General features: G+C 52.3%; 15 protein-coding genes. 13 read left to right on the top strand and 2 right to left on the bottom strand.

All coding sequences use genetic code 11. The features are described 5' to 3' along the window. Positions 1-247: 247 nt before the first annotated feature. Positions 248-2,011 (bottom strand): 30S ribosomal protein S12 methylthiotransferase accessory factor YcaO, encoded by a 1,764-nt coding sequence (gene ycaO / locus F3J38_RS06040; RefSeq protein ID WP_167136037.1) that lies wholly within the window; start codon positions 2,009-2,011, stop codon positions 248-250. Positions 2,012-2,324: 313 nt separating this feature from the next. Between ycaO and serC the strand changes: the two genes are divergently transcribed. From serC to F3J38_RS05980, 12 genes are all read left to right on the top strand, one after another. Continuing rightward, on the top strand, positions 2,325-3,410 hold the full coding sequence (serC, locus tag F3J38_RS06035; RefSeq protein WP_167136036.1) for a 3-phosphoserine/phosphohydroxythreonine transaminase: 1,086 nt from the start codon (positions 2,325-2,327) through the stop codon (positions 3,408-3,410). Positions 3,411-3,490: 80 nt separating this feature from the next. Beyond that, the gene (gene aroA, locus F3J38_RS06030) at positions 3,491-4,777 is read left to right on the top strand and encodes a 3-phosphoshikimate 1-carboxyvinyltransferase (protein WP_167136034.1); all 1,287 of its coding nucleotides are present in this window, start codon (positions 3,491-3,493) and stop codon (positions 4,775-4,777) included. Positions 4,778-4,975: 198 nt separating this feature from the next. Next, positions 4,976-5,656 carry a (d)CMP kinase gene (gene cmk, locus F3J38_RS06025; protein WP_167136032.1) on the top strand — a complete coding sequence of 227 codons (681 nt, stop codon included), beginning with the start codon at positions 4,976-4,978 and terminating at the stop codon, positions 5,654-5,656. Between the two features lie 122 nt (positions 5,657-5,778). Continuing rightward, on the top strand, positions 5,779-7,452 hold the full coding sequence (gene rpsA / locus F3J38_RS06020; protein ID WP_034820570.1) for a 30S ribosomal protein S1: 1,674 nt from the start codon (positions 5,779-5,781) through the stop codon (positions 7,450-7,452). An 86-nt stretch (positions 7,453-7,538) separates the two neighbouring features. Next, positions 7,539-7,823: an integration host factor subunit beta gene (gene ihfB, locus F3J38_RS06015; protein WP_003849360.1), complete on the top strand. Its 285-nt coding sequence runs from the start codon at positions 7,539-7,541 to the stop codon at positions 7,821-7,823. A 202-nt stretch (positions 7,824-8,025) separates the two neighbouring features. After that, a complete protein-coding gene (locus F3J38_RS06010) occupies positions 8,026-10,284 on the top strand; it encodes a DNA internalization-related competence protein ComEC/Rec2 (protein WP_167136030.1) in 2,259 nt (752 codons plus the stop codon). A gap of 34 nt (positions 10,285-10,318) precedes the next feature. Continuing rightward, on the top strand, positions 10,319-12,067 hold the full coding sequence (gene msbA, locus F3J38_RS06005) for a lipid A ABC transporter ATP-binding protein/permease MsbA (protein ID WP_167136029.1): 1,749 nt from the start codon (positions 10,319-10,321) through the stop codon (positions 12,065-12,067). Continuing rightward, positions 12,064-13,050 (top strand): tetraacyldisaccharide 4'-kinase, encoded by a 987-nt coding sequence (lpxK, locus tag F3J38_RS06000; protein WP_167136027.1) that lies wholly within the window; start codon positions 12,064-12,066, stop codon positions 13,048-13,050. The genes msbA and lpxK overlap by 4 nt, the downstream gene beginning before the upstream one ends. A 23-nt stretch (positions 13,051-13,073) precedes the next feature. Continuing rightward, positions 13,074-14,291, top strand: a complete 1,218-nt coding sequence (locus tag F3J38_RS05995) for a winged helix-turn-helix domain-containing protein (RefSeq protein WP_167136025.1) — start codon at positions 13,074-13,076, stop codon at positions 14,289-14,291. A gap of 93 nt (positions 14,292-14,384) precedes the next feature. Further along, complete coding sequence (locus F3J38_RS05990) at positions 14,385-14,567, top strand: Trm112 family protein (RefSeq protein WP_007887424.1); 183 nt, start codon at positions 14,385-14,387, stop codon at positions 14,565-14,567. Further along, positions 14,564-15,313 (top strand): 3-deoxy-manno-octulosonate cytidylyltransferase, encoded by a 750-nt coding sequence (gene kdsB, locus F3J38_RS05985; protein ID WP_167136023.1) that lies wholly within the window; start codon positions 14,564-14,566, stop codon positions 15,311-15,313. Before F3J38_RS05990 ends, kdsB begins: the two co-directional genes overlap by 4 nt. A gap of 110 nt (positions 15,314-15,423) precedes the next feature. Further along, the gene (locus tag F3J38_RS05980) at positions 15,424-16,317 is read left to right on the top strand and encodes a YcbJ family phosphotransferase (RefSeq protein WP_167136021.1); all 894 of its coding nucleotides are present in this window, start codon (positions 15,424-15,426) and stop codon (positions 16,315-16,317) included. On the opposite strand, the gene elyC is transcribed toward F3J38_RS05980, so the two are convergent. Next, positions 16,297-17,082 carry an envelope biogenesis factor ElyC gene (elyC, locus tag F3J38_RS05975; protein ID WP_167136020.1) on the bottom strand — a complete coding sequence of 262 codons (786 nt, stop codon included), beginning with the start codon at positions 17,080-17,082 and terminating at the stop codon, positions 16,297-16,299. The two genes, F3J38_RS05980 and elyC, sit on opposite strands and share 21 nt — an antisense overlap. 124 nt (positions 17,083-17,206) lie before the next feature. Between elyC and cmoM the strand changes: the two genes are divergently transcribed. After that, positions 17,207-17,980: a tRNA uridine 5-oxyacetic acid(34) methyltransferase CmoM gene (gene cmoM, locus F3J38_RS05970; protein WP_167136018.1), complete on the top strand. Its 774-nt coding sequence runs from the start codon at positions 17,207-17,209 to the stop codon at positions 17,978-17,980. The last annotated feature ends 4 nt before the right edge of the window (positions 17,981-17,984 follow it).

Genomic DNA, 17,984 nt, shown 5'->3' with positions numbered 1-17,984 from the left:
AGCCGTTGAAGCGCTTTGTAGGTATCTAACGCACTGAAAATAAATAATAAAAAGTTTTTTAATTTATGCGAAAAAAGTTTAAGCGATGGTCTGGTAAAGCTTTTTTGTGTTAATTAAATTCAGTCAAATGAAGAGGGGTTGTTAAATATTAATGCGGCGTGACAATTATATTTATCCAAAAAAAAAGCACTGGAGTTAACCAGCGCCCTTTATTATTTAAACCGAATTATCGGCTTCAATAATCGTCTTAATTTTTAGACCAGTATTGACGTTTAGCCGTCTGCAGTTTTTCGTAAGCAGCTAACAGCGCCTGATGTGCAGGGAAAGCTTTCAAGTCCAGGTCAACCGCTTGCAGGCCATAGAATGGCGCTTCACCGCTAATGGCGGCTGAGGCGGCATCTACTGCTTTCTCACCATACATGCGTACAAAGGCGCGATGATACTGCATTGGATCGCGGTCTTCTTCCATTGCCAGTAGCAACAACGTCTGCAAGCAGCGGTAGTAGTTGGCACGCTCTTCGCTGAAGATTGACTGGTTAAACTCCATGGTCCATTCGGTCCAGATCAATGCCTGATCCAGATCGCCGCCCGCCAATGCCAGCATGGCTTTCAGCTCGCCAATACGCAGGGTGTACCATCCATTATCTTTACCTGATGCCAGACCCAACAGTTCACGGACGCGAGTGAAGTCGTCATGGCCTTCTTCATCCAGCTGTTCGATCAGGTTCAGGTAGGCTTCAGGTTCCCACTGGCTAGCAGGCAACGCGAGCAGGGTTTCACGCAGCGGGGCACCCATGCTGTTATTTGCTAGCAGCAAGTCTTCCGCTGGATAAATATCAGACATACCAGGAACGATGATACGGCAGGCATACACGCTCAGATGTTCGTAGTCAGCGATGTAAACTTCTTTATCTTCCGCACGGAAGATCGCCATCAGCGTATCGAACTCTTCATGAGTGTTTCCTGCGAAGCTCCAGTCAACGAACGGATAATCCGCATCGTCTTTGAACATATCCCAGGAGATTAAACCGCTTGAATCAATGAAGTGGGTTTCCAGATTGGCATGTTCAGCGACTTCTTCGTCATCGAACGTCGGTGGTGTGAAGACGTCGAGATCTTTTAGACCACGGCCTTGCAGCAATTCCGTCACGGTACGTTCAAGTGCAACGCCGAAGTCTGGATGCGCACCAAAGGAGGCGAAGCAAGTGCCGTTAGCTGGGTTGAACAGCACCACGCAGATAACCGGATACTTGCCGCCGAGTGAGGCATCGTAAGAGAAGATAGGGAAACCTTCAGCTTCCAGACGTTCAATGGCCTCAATCACGCCCGGATAGCGCTGCATGACTTCAGCAGGGATCTCCGGCAGGCTGATGGATTCCGCGATAATGCGATTTTTGATGTGACGCTCAAAGACTTCAGAAAGCCCCTGCACGCGCGCTTCATTCGCGGTGTTACCTGCGGACATGCCGTTAGAAACGTACAGGTTGCCGATGATGTTCATCGGAATATAAACCGTCTGTTGGTCTGACTGACGGGTGAAGGGGAGGCCACAGATACCACGGTCGGCATTACCGGACTGCAGGTCGATGAGATCTGAGGCGCTCAGGCTATCTTCAGGATCGTAAAACTTCTGCAGACGTGCATCCAGAATGCCTGCTGGCAAGCTGTCATCGTCGGTCAATGGGAACCACTTCTCATTCGGGTAGTGAACGAAATCGCCGTTGGCAATGGACTGACCGAGCCAGAAATCGGCGAAGAAGTAGTTGGTTGAGAGACGCTCAAAATATTCGCCTAACGCTGAGGCCAGTGCCGCTTTCTTACTGGCACCTTTACCATTGGTAAAACATAGCGGGCAGTCGCGATCGCGGATATGCACAGACCAGACATGTGGAACAGGGTTAAGCCAGGAAGCTTCTTCAATATTGAAACCAAGGTCTTGCAGTTTCTGTTGGAAGCGTGCGATGGAGTCTTCCAGTGCGGCGTCCTTTCCTGGAATAAACGTTTGCGTCATGTTGGCGCTCTCTCAAGTCGATGGGGTGGGCGTAAAGCGCGCAATGATACGGGTTTTGCGCCTGCTTCGCTATTCAGTGGTCCAAATTTATCGCGGTATTGTTACGGCTTTTTCATCGAGTGGCTGCATTCTGATTTTACTTCAGGAAAGCACCTCACAAAATTCCGTGGGTTATTGCATTTGTGACATAAGCTGCGGCTGTGACAGCTCTGGAAATGTGATCGCCCCCCGATTAATGATTGCAGCTATTCGGAGGCAATGATAAAACCGATGGGGTATTCATAACCGTTCGATATGACAGTGGTGAGGGGAAATGACGCAGGTTTATAATTTTAGCTCCGGCCCAGCGATGCTGCCGGTAGAAGTGCTCCGTCGTGCAGAACAAGAATTGACAAACTGGCACGGATTAGGCACCTCGGTGATGGAGATCAGTCACCGCAGTAAAGAGTTTATTGCTGTTGCTGAAGCAGCAGAACAGGATTTTCGCGATCTGCTGAAGATCCCGTCTAACTACAAAGTTTTGTTCTGCCATGGCGGCGCGCGCGCGCAGTTTGCTGCAATTCCGGGCAACTTGCTGGGCGAAGCGAAAACCGCAGATTACATTGATGGCGGTTACTGGGCTCATAGCGCGATCAAGGAAGCAGAAAAATTCTGTGCGCCGAACACCATCGACATCAAAACCACGCATGAAGGTAAACGTGCTTTGTTACCAATGCGTGAATGGCAGTTGAGCGATGATGCCGCGTATGTGCATTTCTGCCCAAATGAAACCATTGATGGTATTGCTATTGATGAAGAGCCGGACTTTGGTGACAAAGTAGTGGTGGCCGACCTCTCTTCCACTATCCTGTCTCGTCCCATCGACGTCAGTCGTTACGGTGTGATTTACGCTGGCGCGCAGAAAAACATTGGCCCAGCCGGTCTGACATTGGTCGTCGTGCGTGAAGACCTGTTAGGCAAAGCGCAACGTCACGTGCCTTCTATCCTTGATTATAAGGTGCTGGCTGAAAACGAATCCATGTTCAACACCCCACCAACATTTGCTTGGTATCTCTCAGGTTTGGTCTTCAAATGGCTGAAAGAGAACGGCGGTGTGGCCGAGATGGATAAGATCAACCAAGCGAAAGCCGATCTTCTCTATGGCGTGATTGATAACAGCAACTTCTATCGCAATGATGTCGCGTCTTCTAACCGTTCACGCATGAACGTGCCGTTCCAGTTGGCTGATGCCGCACTGGATAAAGTATTCCTGGAAGAGTCGCTGCAGGCTGGCCTGCATGCGCTGAAAGGACACCGTGTGGTTGGCGGCATGCGTGCATCGATCTACAATGCGATGCCACTGGAAGGTGTAAAAGCCCTGACTGAATTCATGATCGATTTCGAACGTCGCCACGGCTAATTGCTCATTAATGCCAGCCTGGCTGGCATCTGGCCCCGTTATTGGACGGGGTCTCGTCTTTTCTGGAGATTTGGTTTCACATGCAGGACTCCCTGACTCTACAACCGATTGCCCGCGTTGACGGCACGGTGAACTTACCGGGTTCAAAAAGCGTCTCTAACCGCGCGTTGTTACTCGCCGCGCTGGCAAACGGCACGACTCGCCTGACGAACTTGCTGGACAGCGATGACGTTAAACACATGCTGAATGCGCTGAAGGCGCTGGGCGTTAATTACACGCTCTCTGCCGATCGTACCGTGTGCGAAGTGGTGGGAAATGCAGGACCGCTGCACAGTGACCAGGCTCTTGAGCTGTTTCTGGGCAACGCCGGTACCGCCATGCGTCCGCTGGCTGCGGCATTGTGCTTAGGCCAACAGTCCATCGTGCTGACTGGCGAACCCCGCATGAAAGAGCGCCCAATTGGTCATCTGGTCGATGCGCTGCGTCAGGGTGGAGCAAATATTGATTATCTGGAGCAAACGGATTATCCGCCATTGCGCTTGAACGGTGGCTTTGTTGGCGGTGATGTCAGTGTCGATGGCAGTGTTTCAAGCCAGTTCCTGACGGCCTTGCTGATGACCGCACCTTTGGCCCCAAAAGACACGGTGATCGCTATCAAAGGTGACTTGGTCTCCAAGCCTTATATTGATATCACTCTGCATCTGATGCGTTGCTTTGGTGTTGAAGTGGATAACCAGAACTACCAACGCTTCGTAGTTAAAGGCCAGCAACAGTATCAGTCTCCTGGCGATTATTTGGTTGAAGGCGATGCGTCTTCAGCCTCGTATTTCCTTGCTGCGGCAGCCATAAAAGGTGGAACGGTTCGCGTCACAGGTATTGGCCGTAATAGCGTGCAAGGCGACATCCGTTTTGCTGACGTGCTGGAAAAAATGGGCGCGGTAATTGAGTGGGGTGATGACTACATTGCCTGTACGCGTGGCACATTGACCGCCATCGATATGGATATGAACCATATTCCCGATGCGGCGATGACCATCGCGACCACGGCGCTGTTTGCAGAAGGGACGACCCTGATGCGCAACATCTATAACTGGCGCGTTAAAGAGACGGATCGTTTAGCAGCGATGGCGACTGAACTGCGCAAAGTGGGTGCTGAAGTGGAAGAAGGGCATGATTTTATTCGTGTTACACCTCCGGCTCAGTTGCAGCATGCAGACATTGGAACTTACAACGACCATCGCATGGCAATGTGCTTCGCCTTAGTGGCCTTGTCAGACACACCTGTGACTATTCTTGATCCTGGTTGCACGGCGAAAACTTTCCCAGACTACTTCCAGCAGTTAGAAAAAATAAGTCACGCCTCCTGATTTCTCTACCCGGTACGCTTGTACCGGGTTTCTAAGCCTATTTCTGGTCTCGTTGGGCGGAAATTCTTCTGAATCTGTCGAAATTTCTAGCGCTGTCTACGCTAAGGGGTAACTAACCTGACGCGGGCAGCGTATAATGCCGCGCAATCCAGACAGCCAAGAAGGCTGATAATAAGCACGCAGCAACAGGAGAAAACAATGACGGCAATCGCCCCGGTAATTACCATTGATGGGCCAAGTGGCGCAGGTAAAGGGACTTTGTGTAAAGCGATGGCGGAGTCATTGCAGTGGCACTTGCTGGATTCTGGTGCCATTTATCGCGTTTTAGCATTGGCTGCACTTCATCATCAGGTCGATATTGAATCTGAAGAAGCCTTAGTCCCGATGGCGGCACACCTGGATGTGCGTTTCTTATCGGTTGAAGGCGAAATGCAGGTGATTTTGGAAGGTGAAGATGTAACGGGTGAAATCCGTACGCAGGAAGTCAGTAATACTGCTTCGCGCGTTGCTGCTTTCCCACGTGTTCGCGAAGCGCTACTGCGCCGCCAACGTGCCTTCCGCGAAGAGCCTGGTCTGATCGCCGATGGTCGTGATATGGGGACGGTGGTTTTCCCCGACGCACCGGTTAAAATCTTTCTTGATGCAAGTTCGGAAGAGCGTGCTCATCGTCGTATGCTACAGTTGCAGGAGAAGGGCTTTAGTGTTAACTTTGATCGCCTTTTATCCGAGATAAAGGAACGTGATGACCGCGATCGTAATCGCGCAATTGCGCCTTTAGTGCCTGCCGCTGATGCTCTGGTGCTGGATTCAACCAGTATGTCCATTGAGCAAGTAATTGAAAAGGCACTAGATTATGCCCGCCAAAAGCTGGGCATTTAATCTATTCGGTAACTGAATTGCTGTAACCCTGTACCAAGGATCCGGTGCTGGGCATGTGAAACAACCCCATCCGACAATGACGTCAGGTGGACGTTAAATTGAAGAATCCTAAGATTATCAATATGACTGAATCTTTTGCTCAACTATTTGAAGAATCACTGAAAGAAATCGAAACCCGTCCGGGTTCCATCGTTCGTGGCGTTGTTGTCTCTATCGACAAAGACGTAGTCCTGGTTGATGCGGGTCTGAAATCTGAATCTGCAATTCCTGCAGAGCAGTTCAAGAACGCAGCCGGCGAACTGGAAATCCAGGTTGGCGACGAAGTTGACGTTGCGCTTGACGCAGTTGAAGACGGCTTCGGTGAAACCCTGCTGTCCCGTGAGAAAGCTAAGCGTCACGAAGCTTGGATCACGCTGGAAAAAGCTTACGAAGAAGCTGAAACTGTTACCGGTGTTATCAACGGCAAAGTTAAAGGTGGCTTCACAGTTGAGCTGAACGGTATTCGTGCGTTCCTGCCAGGTTCACTGGTTGACGTTCGTCCGGTTCGCGATACTCTGCACCTGGAAGGCAAAGAGCTTGAGTTCAAAGTAATCAAGCTTGATCAGAAACGTAACAACGTGGTTGTTTCTCGCCGCGCAGTTATCGAATCTGAAAACAGCGCTGAACGCGATCAGCTGCTGGAAAACCTGCAGGAAGGCATGGAAGTTAAAGGTATCGTTAAGAACCTCACTGACTACGGCGCATTCGTGGATCTGGGTGGCGTTGACGGCCTGCTGCACATCACTGACATGGCTTGGAAACGCGTTAAGCATCCGAGCGAAATCGTCAACGTGGGCGACGAAATCACTGTTAAAGTGCTGAAGTTCGACCGCGAACGTACTCGTGTATCTCTGGGCCTGAAACAGCTGGGCGAGGATCCATGGGTTGCTATCGCTAAGCGCTACCCAGAAGGCACCAAGCTGACTGGTCGTGTAACCAACCTGACTGATTACGGCTGCTTCGTTGAAATCGAAGAAGGCGTTGAAGGTCTGGTACACGTTTCTGAAATGGACTGGACCAACAAGAACATTCACCCATCTAAAGTTGTTAATGTGGGCGATGTTGTTGAAGTTATGGTTCTGGACATCGACGAAGAGCGTCGTCGTATCTCCCTGGGTCTGAAGCAGTGCAAAAACAACCCATGGCAGCAGTTCGCAGAGACCCACAACAAAGGCGATCGCGTTGAAGGTAAAATCAAGTCAATCACTGACTTCGGTATCTTCATCGGCCTGGACGGTGGCATCGACGGTCTGGTTCACCTGTCAGACATCTCCTGGAACGCGACTGGCGAAGAAGCTGTTCGTGAGTACAAAAAAGGCGACGAAATTGCCGCTGTTGTACTGCAGGTTGATGCAGAGCGCGAGCGTATCTCTCTGGGCGTGAAGCAGTTGGCTGAAGATCCATTCAACAACTACATCACCCTGAACAAGAAAGGCGCTATCGTTAACGGTAAAGTGACTGCAGTAGACGCTAAAGGTGCTACAGTAGAATTGGCTGATGGCGTTGAAGGTTACCTGCGCGCTTCAGAAGCTTCACTGGACCGTATCGAAGACGCAACTCTGGTTCTGAGTGTTGGTGACGACGTTGAAGCTAAATTCACCGGCGTTGACCGTAAGAACCGCGTTGTAAGCCTGTCTGTTCGTGCTAAAGACCAGGCTGATGAGAAAGAAGCTATCAACACTGTTAACACCAAACAGGAAGAAAGCAACTTCTCTAGCGCTATGGCTGAAGCGTTCAAAGCGGCTAAAGGCGAGTAATCGACCCGAAGCACCGGACGATATATATCGTCCGGTTTCGGTAAAAGCTGTCATACCTTTCCCATTAAGGATTAACCGGAGGTTACATGACCAAGTCAGAACTGATTGAAAGACTTGCTGGACAGCACACTCATATTCCGGCGAAAGTCGTTGAGGATGCTGTTAAAGAGATGCTCGAGCATATGGCCACTACGTTGGCACAAGGCGAGCGCATTGAAATCCGGGGATTCGGCAGCTTTTCTTTGCACTACCGCGCACCGCGCACTGGTCGTAACCCGAAAACGGGTGACAAAGTGGATCTGGAAGGTAAGTACGTTCCCCACTTCAAGCCAGGCAAAGAATTGCGTGACCGTGCAAATATCTACGGCTAAGCCGTTACCGAACGACAAAAACGACACTCTAGGGTGTCGTTTTTTTTTGCTTAAATGAAAGATGCGATCCGACTCCCATAAGCAAGCTAATATCTTGTAATACCCGCAAAAAGTTCTGAACCTCTACCGAAAAAGCCAATTCCGCGACAAGCTATTTGTCCTCACGTCCCACACACTCGCTCCTCCATTAGGGAGAAGAGGAATGCGCGTGACATGGATTGTGCTGGCTCGAACGATGATTTTAGCAGCGTTACCGTTAACGATACTGCCGCAAATACCCTCGACCGAAACTATCGCCATGATTGGGGCAGGGGGCTTAATCGCCGGATTGGTTTCAAAGCCAGTGTTACGAGTTATCGGAATCGCACTACTCCTGCTGGCATGGACGCTGGGTGAAGCACGACAGGTTCTCAATGCGATTGAAACGCTGACGGCGGCCCCCGCTGAAGTGACATTACGTATCACCGAAGTGAAACCCGCTAGCCAGCAAATAACGGCGCAACTTATACGCGTCGGCGATAGATACCAGTTCCCACCCATATTCGCCACGATCAGCACGACCTCATCCGAACCCCCATTCTGTGTTGGACAGCGCTGGCAAATGAAACTGCGCCTGCGCGCGGTGCATGGGCGCTTAAATGAAGGTGGATTTGATGCACAACGATTTGCGTTGGCTAACCATACGCCATTGCAGGGACGTATCATCAGCCAACACGCTGAGTCATTGCATTGCAGCACGCGATCGCAATTAATCGGCTATCACTCACCGATGCTGGAAGGGTTGCAACAGCCCGCGATATTAGAAGCGTTAGCGTTTGGTGAACGAGGAAATTTGACCCAGACTCAACGCCAGCTATTACGGGAAACCGGAACCGCACATTTGATGGCAATTTCAGGCATGCACATCGCATTGGCCGCAAGCGTGGGGTGGTTAGCAGTTCGTGGCCTGCAAATTATCTTTCCTGCTCGTTACATTGGCTACTGTTTACCGCTGTTAGGCAGTTTTATCACCGCCGCGATTTACTGCTGGATTTCGGGCAGCCATGCTCCTGCACAACGGGCAATGGTGGCACTGGCGATGTGGATGGTCATGCGGCTTGCGGGCTGGCAGCTGAGCGGATGGCAAATCTGGACGCTATGTATCGGCGGGCTGCTGTGGTTTGATCCTCTTACTGTGCTGTCAGAAAGCTTTTGGTTGTCTGCTCTCGCGGTGGCGATGCTCATCATTTGGTTCCAGTGGTTTGCACTGCCAGCCCGGTTCAGCAAAGCTAAAAGGTGGCTGCCGTTACGTTTACTGCATTTGCAGCTCGGCATGATGATTTTGATGGCCCCCCTGCAGATTTTCCTTTTTCAGGGTATCAGTGTAAGCGCAATACTCGCCAACCTGCTGGCTGTGCCGGTGGTGTCATTGATTACCGTTCCTTTGATTTTACTGGCGCTCTTGTTTCCCGTGTCTTCTGTTTCTGCGGCCTTATGGTGGCTGGCCGATCACTCCGTCCATAAGGTGATGCAAGGATTAATGCTGCTTCCTGATGGTTGGTGGCCACTTAATCAAGCATGGCCAGCAATGGCGGTGTTGTGGTTAGGATTGCTGCTATGGCGAATTGGCGTCATTTACCAAGTGGTGATGTCACTCGGCTGCGCGGCCTTGGCTTTCCTTCTCTGGCGCAGTCAGGCGGAACAAGACGACTGGCAGGTCGACATGATTGATATCGGCCATGGGTTAGCTATCGCGATTACTCAAGGGAATGAGGTGGTGATGTATGACGCAGGCCCGCGCTGGTCTAAGGACGATGCCGGGTCGCGCGTGATTCTTCCTTGGCTGCATTATCACGGGCGAAACCTGCAAACGGTGATCATCAGTCATAAGCATCTGGATCATCAGGGGGGATTGTCTTCGCTGCGTAAGGCTAATCCCAGCGTGGCGATTCGCAGTGCATTAGCAGACGCAGGGCATCTACCTTGTCAGCGCGGAGAACAATGGCAGTGGGGGAAGCTGACCTTTACCGCACTATGGCCACCGGCAGGCAATACACGCGGGCAAAATAATGATTCCTGTGTGGTACGCGTGGATGATGGCACCATCAGCCTGCTGCTCACTGGCGATCTCGAGCTAGAAGCAGAAAAAAAATTGGTCGCACTGGAAAAAGAACAGCTAGCCAGTACTTTTTTACAGGTTCCACATCATGGCAGTCGCACATCTTCGGGAGCATTACTGTTACGTAGTGTTGCTGGAGAAGTGGCAATGGCCTCTGTAGCACGCTACAACGCATGGCGAATGCCAGCACAAGCCGTAGTGGGCCGCTACCACCAACAGGGTTACATTTGGTACGACACTGCACAATCAGGCCAGATTCATATCGGTATTCGGCAAGGCCGCTGGCAGATTAAGGGGTTAAGAGAGCAAATAATGCCCCGCTGGTATCATCAGTGGTTTGGCGTCAAACGCGATTCCAGGTAGAATGAGCGGCTATTTCAAACAGCGTGAATAAATAATGCATCAAGACAAAGATCTCTCAACGTGGCAGACATTCCGCCGACTCTGGCCGATGATTGCGCCGCACAAAGCTGGACTGTTGGTGTCTGCGGTGGCGCTGATTCTCAATGCGGCTGGCGATACCTTAATGCTGTCGCTGTTGAAGCCTTTACTGGATGATGGCTTCGGGAAAGCCGATAAGTCCGTGATGCTGTGGATGCCATTGGCGGTGATTGGCCTGATGCTGATCCGCGGCGTCACCAGTTATATCTCTAGCTATTGTATCTCTTGGGTTTCCGGCAACGTCGTCATGAATATGCGCCGTCGTTTGTTTGGTCATATGATGGGCATGCCGGTCGCGTTTTTTGATCAGCAATCTACCGGTACGCTGCTCTCCCGTATCACCTACGACTCGGAACAAGTCGCTTCCTCCTCATCCAGTGCTCTGGTGACGGTGGTACGTGAAGGGGCCTCTATCATCGGCCTGTTCATCATGATGTTCTACTATAGCTGGCAGCTGTCGTTGATTCTGGTGGTACTGGCACCGATTGTTTCTTTTGCCATCCGTACCGTCTCCAAGCGCTTCCGCAGCATCAGTAAAAATATGCAGAACACCATGGGGCAGGTGACGACCAGTGCAGAACAGATGCTGAAAGGGCATAAAGAAGTGCTGATCTTTGGTGGCCAGGAAGTTGAATCAGAGCGCTTCTCTCAGGTCAGCAATAAAATGCGTCAGCAGGGCATGAAACTGGTTTCTGCTTCCTCGATTTCTGATCCGGTGATCCAACTGATTGCGTCACTGGCGTTGGCATTTGTCCTTTATGCCGCCAGCTTCCCAAGCGTGATGGAAACATTAACTGCGGGTACCATCACCGTGGTGTTCTCTTCGATGATTGCACTGATGCGTCCGTTAAAGTCACTGACTAACGTTAACGCACAGTTCCAGCGCGGTATGGCAGCTTGCCAGACGCTGTTCTCCATTCTGGATAGCGAACAGGAAATTGATAACGGTAAGCGTGAAGTGACGCGTGCAAAAGGCGATGTCGAATTCCGTAATGTCACCTTCACCTATCCGGGGCGTGAAGTCCCTGCACTTCGCGACATCAATCTCTCATTGCCCGAAGGCAAAACGGTGGCGTTGGTGGGACGCTCAGGGTCGGGCAAATCGACCATGGCCAGTTTGCTCACCCGTTTTTACGACATCGATTCAGGTGAGATTCTGCTGGACGGGCACGACCTGCGTGAATACACCCTGCGTTCGCTGCGTAATCAGGTCGCACTGGTTTCCCAGAATGTTCATCTGTTCAATGACACCATTGCTAATAACATCGCCTATGCACGTAATGGCGAGTATACCCGTGAGCAGATTGAACAGGCTGCAACCATGGCGCATGCGATGGATTTCATCAAGAAGATGGATAACGGGCTGGATACTGTCATTGGTGAGAATGGTGTACTGCTCTCGGGTGGCCAGCGTCAACGTATCGCCATCGCGCGTGCGTTGCTACGTGATTGCCCGATCCTGATTCTCGATGAAGCCACATCAGCGCTGGATACGGAATCTGAGCGCGCGATTCAGGCCGCACTGGACGAGTTACAGAAAAACCGTACTTCTCTCGTGATTGCACACCGCCTTTCAACCATTGAAAAAGCCGATGAAATTGTGGTGGTGGAAGATGGCCGAATTGTAGAACGCGGCACACATCCTGTGTTACTGGCTCAGAAGGGTGCCTATGCGCAACTTCATAAGCTGCAGTTTGGTCAATGATTGATCGCATCTGGAGCGGGCGTTCGCCTTTGTGGCTGCTTTTGTGGCCACTCAGCCTGTTGTATGGGGCCATCAGTACGCTGATTCGCCTAAGCTATCAACGTGGCTGGCGTAAAAGCTGGCGGGCGCCTTGCCCAGTGATCGTGGTGGGGAATCTCACCGCCGGGGGAAATGGGAAAACGCCTGTCGTGATTTGGCTGGTCCAGGCACTGCAGCAGCGTGGTATTCGTGCTGGCGTTGTGTCGCGCGGTTACGGTGGCAAATCTGAACATTATCCCTTGTTCGTCACGGCGGAAACCGCGACGGCACTGGCCGGCGATGAGCCAGTGCTTATCGCACAGCGCACTCAAGCACCGGTTGCCGTGGCACCTAAACGCCGTCAGGCGGTTGAAGGTCTTCTTTCCAAACAGGATCTGGATGTCATCATCACGGATGACGGGCTGCAGCATTATGCGTTACAGCGAGACCGGGAAATTGTGGTCATTGATGGTATGAGGCGTTTTGGTAATGGCTGGTGGTTGCCTGCCGGGCCGATGCGTGAACGTGCATCACGCCTGCAGAGCGTCGATGCCATTATCGTCAATGGCGGTGAGGCGCAGGTGAATGAAATTGCCATGACGCTGCAGCCAGGGTTAGCCGTGAATCTGTTGAGTGGTGAGACGGCGCCATTAAACCAACTGCCTGAGATCGTCGCGATGGCAGGCATCGGGCATCCGCCCCGATTCTTCAACACCTTAAAACACCAAGGCGTGAAGCCCGTGGCGGAAGTGGCCTTTGCCGATCACCATGCCTACAGCGAAGACGAATTGTCGCGTTTAACACAAGCCCACCAATGTTTGCTGATGACCGAAAAAGATGCGGTGAAATGCCATGGTTTCGCTCGTGCTAACTGGTGGTATCTGCCTGTTGATGCGCATCTGTCAGGTGTGCCACTCGCTGCGCTTCTGGACGATCTTACCCAACTCTGCATGGCCTCGCGCTAACACTGTGAAAGGGAACTGAGTTTATGACTGTCACTGATTCCCTCTCTCTGCAAAATGCACGTCATCTCCACTTAGCGGCACAGGGGCTGTTACGTCCGCTGGGCCGCCGTGCGCGCTTTGCTGATGTTCACGCCAGCGTACGCCAAATGTCCCTGCTACAAATCGACACCATCAACGTTGTGGCTCGCAGTCCCTATCTGGTGTTGTTTAGCCGCTTGGGCACTTACCCGGCTAACTGGCTGGAAGAGACCTTAGCCTCGGGGGCGCTGTTTGAGTACTGGGCGCATGAGGCCTGCTTTATTCCTTTTGAAGATTATCCGCTATTGCGTCATCGCATGCTCGAACCTCAACGTCTGGGCTGGAAATACAGCGAAAAGTGGGTGGAGGAACACCAGCAGGAGATTGCTGATTTACTGAAACATATCGCGCAACAAGGTCCGGTACGTGCAGCGGATTTTGCCAATGATAAACAGACCAAACCGGGTTGGTGGGCGTGGAAACCGCACAAACGTCACCTGGAAAATTTGTTTAGTGCCGGTGAATTGATGGTGGTTGAGCGCCGTAACTTCCAGCGCGTTTACGATCTGCGCAGCCGCGTGATGCCGTCATGGGATGACGCGCAGCATGCATTAAGTGAAGACGATGCCGTGCAGGCGATGCTCAGTCACAGCGCACGCAGCCTCGGCATTTTTCGTGCTAGCTGGCTGGCGGATTATTATCGTTTGAAACGCGCCCCCCTCAAGAGCTGGTTGGCTGCTGCACAAGCGCGTGATGAAATCGTGCGGGTTGAGGTCGAGCAACTGGGTGAAATGTGGCTTCACCATAGCCTGTTGCCGCTGTTGGAAAACCTGCCCTCTGCGACCCATACCACTTTGCTTTCACCCTTTGATCCGGTGGTGTGGGATCGTCGACGGGCGCTGGAGTTGTTCGATTTTGACTACCGCATTGAGTGTTACACACCCGCAGAGAAGCGCAAATATGGTTATTTTGTCCTGCCGGTTCTGCATCGTGGCGCGTTAAAGGCACGTATTGATGCGAAAATGGAGCGGCAGGCTCAGCAGCTCGTGATTCGGGCATTCTGGTTGGAACCCGGAGTGCGTATCAGCAACGCCTTTCTCAATGACGTGCAAAAAGCCATTAACCGATTTGCGCAGTGGCAAGGTGCGAATCACGTCATACTCGAAAATGCGCCGCCAGAGATACTCGCGGCTTGGTCTCATCAATGGGCCATCAACAGTTGATATCCCCCTAATTTTGCCGTACCCAGCGCACTGCCGTCGGGTACGCTATGGTATGCTTAGCGCCTGAATAGTCGGTGCTGAAAGGAGAAAATGATGGATCACCGTTTACTTGAAATTGTTGCCTGTCCGGTTTGCAACGGAAAACTGTATTTCAATAAAGAACAGCAGGAACTGATCTGCAAACCTGATGGCCTGGCTTACCCGGTGCGTGATGGCATTCCTGTGTTACTGGAAGTGGAAGCGCGTACGCTGTCGGTTGAAGAGATCCATCCATGAGTTTCGTTGCCATTATTCCCGCGCGTTATGCCTCTACGCGTCTGCCAGGTAAACCTTTGGTCGATATTCAAGGCAAACCCATGGTGGTGCATGTGATGGAGCGTGCTCGTGAGTCGGGCGCAGACCGTGTCATTGTTGCCACTGACCATCCGGAAGTGGCGGCGGCTGTCACGGCAGCGGGCGGTGAAGTCTGCATGACACGCGCCGATCACCAGTCCGGTACTGAGCGCCTGGCGGAAGTGATTGAGAAATTCCAGTTTGCCGATGACACCATTATCGTCAACGTGCAGGGCGATGAGCCGATGATTCCAGCTGAAATTGTGCGTCAGGTTGCCGACAACCTGGCACAAGCCGAGGCGGGAATGGCGACGCTGGCGGTACCCATTACCGATGCAGAAGAAGCGTTTAACCCGAATGCAGTGAAAGTGGTGATGGACGCGAAAGGCTATGCGCTGTACTTCTCGCGCGCCACTATTCCCTGGGATCGCGAACGCTATGCCCAATCGCGCGAGCAAATTGGTGATACCCTGCTGCGACACATTGGTATCTATGCTTATCGTGCCGGCTTTGTCCGTCGCTACATTGCGTGGGAGCCATGCCCGCTAGAGCACATTGAGTTGCTCGAGCAGTTGCGTGTGTTGTGGTACGGCGAAAAAATTCACGTCGCTGTGGCGCAGACGGTGCCAAGTGTTGGCGTGGATACGCCGGAAGATCTGGCACGCGTGCGTGCAGCCATGCAGCGCTGATATCTTATCGGCCAGCTTTCGATGCTGGCCACAAAGTTTGATCTGGCGCTAAGTTTTACGCGACCATGGCCTCCAGGATAGTGAAGTCATTTGACTGCGGAGGATAACGCATGGAACAGCTCCGTTCAGAACTGGCGCTGGTACTGGGAGAAGGTATCAGCCGCCTCGAAACCATCAGTGAACAGGCGCAATCGCGGCTGTACGCTCTCTACGATAACGAAGGTAAACCCATGCCGCTGGTGGCGAAGTACTTCCGTCATCAGGGCCGTGCCGCGCTGGAAGCTAAAAAACTCACCATGTTGGGCCATGACGGACTGGTCGCGGTGCCTGCCGTGTTTGGTTTGGTCTTAAGCCAACAGCAACCTGCACACGAAATGCTACTGATGGCGCGTTTCAATGGTGTCTCCGCTGAAGCACCGACACGCACCGCACTGCGCTGGGAACAGCTGTGTGAGCAAATTGTTGAAGGGGTACTGGGCTGGCACCGCATCGATAGCCACGGCCTGGTGGGGCGCGTGGACAGTGTGCAGGAAAACAGCTGGCCTGCCTGGTATCGCCAGCGTGTTGAGGTGCTGTGGTCAACGCTGGGTTATCTCTCTCCTCCCGCCTTTACACTGGAAGATCGACAGATTTTATTTCGCAGTCGTCAGCAGCTCAGCAAATTGTTTGTCGATTTCGATGACCCTTGCGTGCTGATGCACGGTAATTTGCGCCTGGCCAGCATGTTGAAGGATGCGCACAGCGATCAACTGGTGGCGATGATGCAACCGGGGAATATTCTGTGGGCACCGCGTGAGTATGAGCTGATGCGGCTGGCAGACAGCGGGGCTGAAGCGTCGCTACTGCGCCACTATTTGCAGCGCGCACCTGTCGCAGAAGGTTTTCTCTGGCGTCGCTGGCTCTATCAGTTGTGGGATTGTGTCGATACGTTAGTGAGCAGTGGGCAGTTTGACCGCCCACGCTTTAATCATGCCCGCGAGCAGTTACTGCCCTGGCTCGGCTGAGGTGAGTTCATCCCCCCTCAGTCTCTGCCACATGCGCCCCAAGGTTTCATAAATTGCACGTTCACTGTGGCTCAACCAGTAGGGTGACGGCAGAAGGCGATCCCATACGCTGATTGGCGACGTAATCGCTAACTGGTTGGCAGGAGCGGCCAATGGATTCATCCCTGCACTCTGGAAAAAGTGCATCGCACGCGGCAGATGGTTGGCTGAGGAGACCAGCAGAAACGGGTGTTGCCCAATTGTCTGTTTCACTGCCTGCGCTTCTTCGCCGGTATCGTGCGGTTGGTCCAGTGTGATGATCGCATCATGCGGTACACCCAGACTTTCTGCGACGGCGGCCGCTACGCTGGCATTGCTACGACGATTAAAGCCAGCGGCAGCACCGGTGAAAATCATTTTAGCTTGCGGGTAACGGCGCCACTGCCGCACACCTTCGGTGACGCGTGGCAGGCTATTGTTGAGCAAGTTTGAACTCGGTGCCCAATTCGGATTGAAGGTATAGCCACCGCCCAGCACCACGATATAATCCACCGGTTCAGTGCCGTTCCAGGTGGGATATTGTCGTTCGAGAGGCAGCAGCAAACGGTCAGCGATGGGTTGCAAACTGAGCAGTAACAGCAGTAGCCAACTGGCAGAGATCAGGATTTTGCCGCTTTTTTGCCAACGGCTAAACCAGAGTAGTAAAAGTCCCGCCGCCATCAGCGACAACAGCAGTGGCAAAGGCAATAACATCGCGCCAATCCATTTCTTTAATGCAAAAAACATGGAAAATTGCTCCTTTTGTCCGAAAAAACAGCAGCCAGACAGTTACTGTGGCGTGAAAGGTTCATTCTTGTTGAGCCTGTGACAAAATAGCACAAGTTGAATGCAGCAAACCGGAGCCATCATCATGCAGGATCGTAACTTTGACGATCTGGCGGACAAATTCTCGCAGAACATTTATGGCACCCGTAAGGGGCTGGTGCGTCAGGCGATCCTTTGGGACGAACTTGATGCACTACTGCCGACCTTGCCGGACGGCCCTCTTGCCGTGCTGGATGCCGGTGGCGGAGTCGGACAAATTTCTTGTGGTCTGGCCGCGCGCGGTCATCAGGTCCTGTTGTGCGATCTCTCTGCTGAAATGCTTAAACTGGCTGAAGCGCATGCGCACACCGAGGGTGTGAGCCACAACATGCAATTCAAACAAATTAGCGCACAGCAGGTTGGCGAACATTTGGATAAGCCGGTTGATCTGGTATTGTTTCACGCTGTATTGGAGTGGGTCGCGGAACCGGAAGCGGTATTACGAGCACTGTGGCAAACGCTGAAGCCCGGCGGCGTGCTGTCGTTGATGTTTTACAACGCGCACAGCCTGACGTTTCGCACACTTCAGCTCGGCAATTTCGGCTATCTGCGTGCCAATATGACTAAACGCAAAAAACGCACGTTGTCGCCCGATTTCCCCCGCGATCCTGAGGATGTCAATCGCTGGCTAGTCGATGCAGGCTTTGAGATTGAATGCCGTGCGGGAATTCGCGTGTTTTCTGACTACATGAAACCGCCACCGCCCGGCATCGTGAAAAGCGTAGAAGACATTATTGAGATGGAACGGCGCTACTGTCGTCAGGAGCCCTTTTTGAGTTTAGGGCGTTATATCCACGTGACCGCGCGCAAACCCAGGTAGAAGG

The sequence above is a fragment of the Candidatus Pantoea formicae genome (genome assembly GCF_011752625.1).
GTDB classification, from domain to species: Bacteria; Pseudomonadota; Gammaproteobacteria; order Enterobacterales; family Enterobacteriaceae; genus Pantoea; species Pantoea formicae.
Note: the sequence above shows the minus strand (reverse complement) of the source record. Positions and strands in the feature narration are given on the sequence as shown.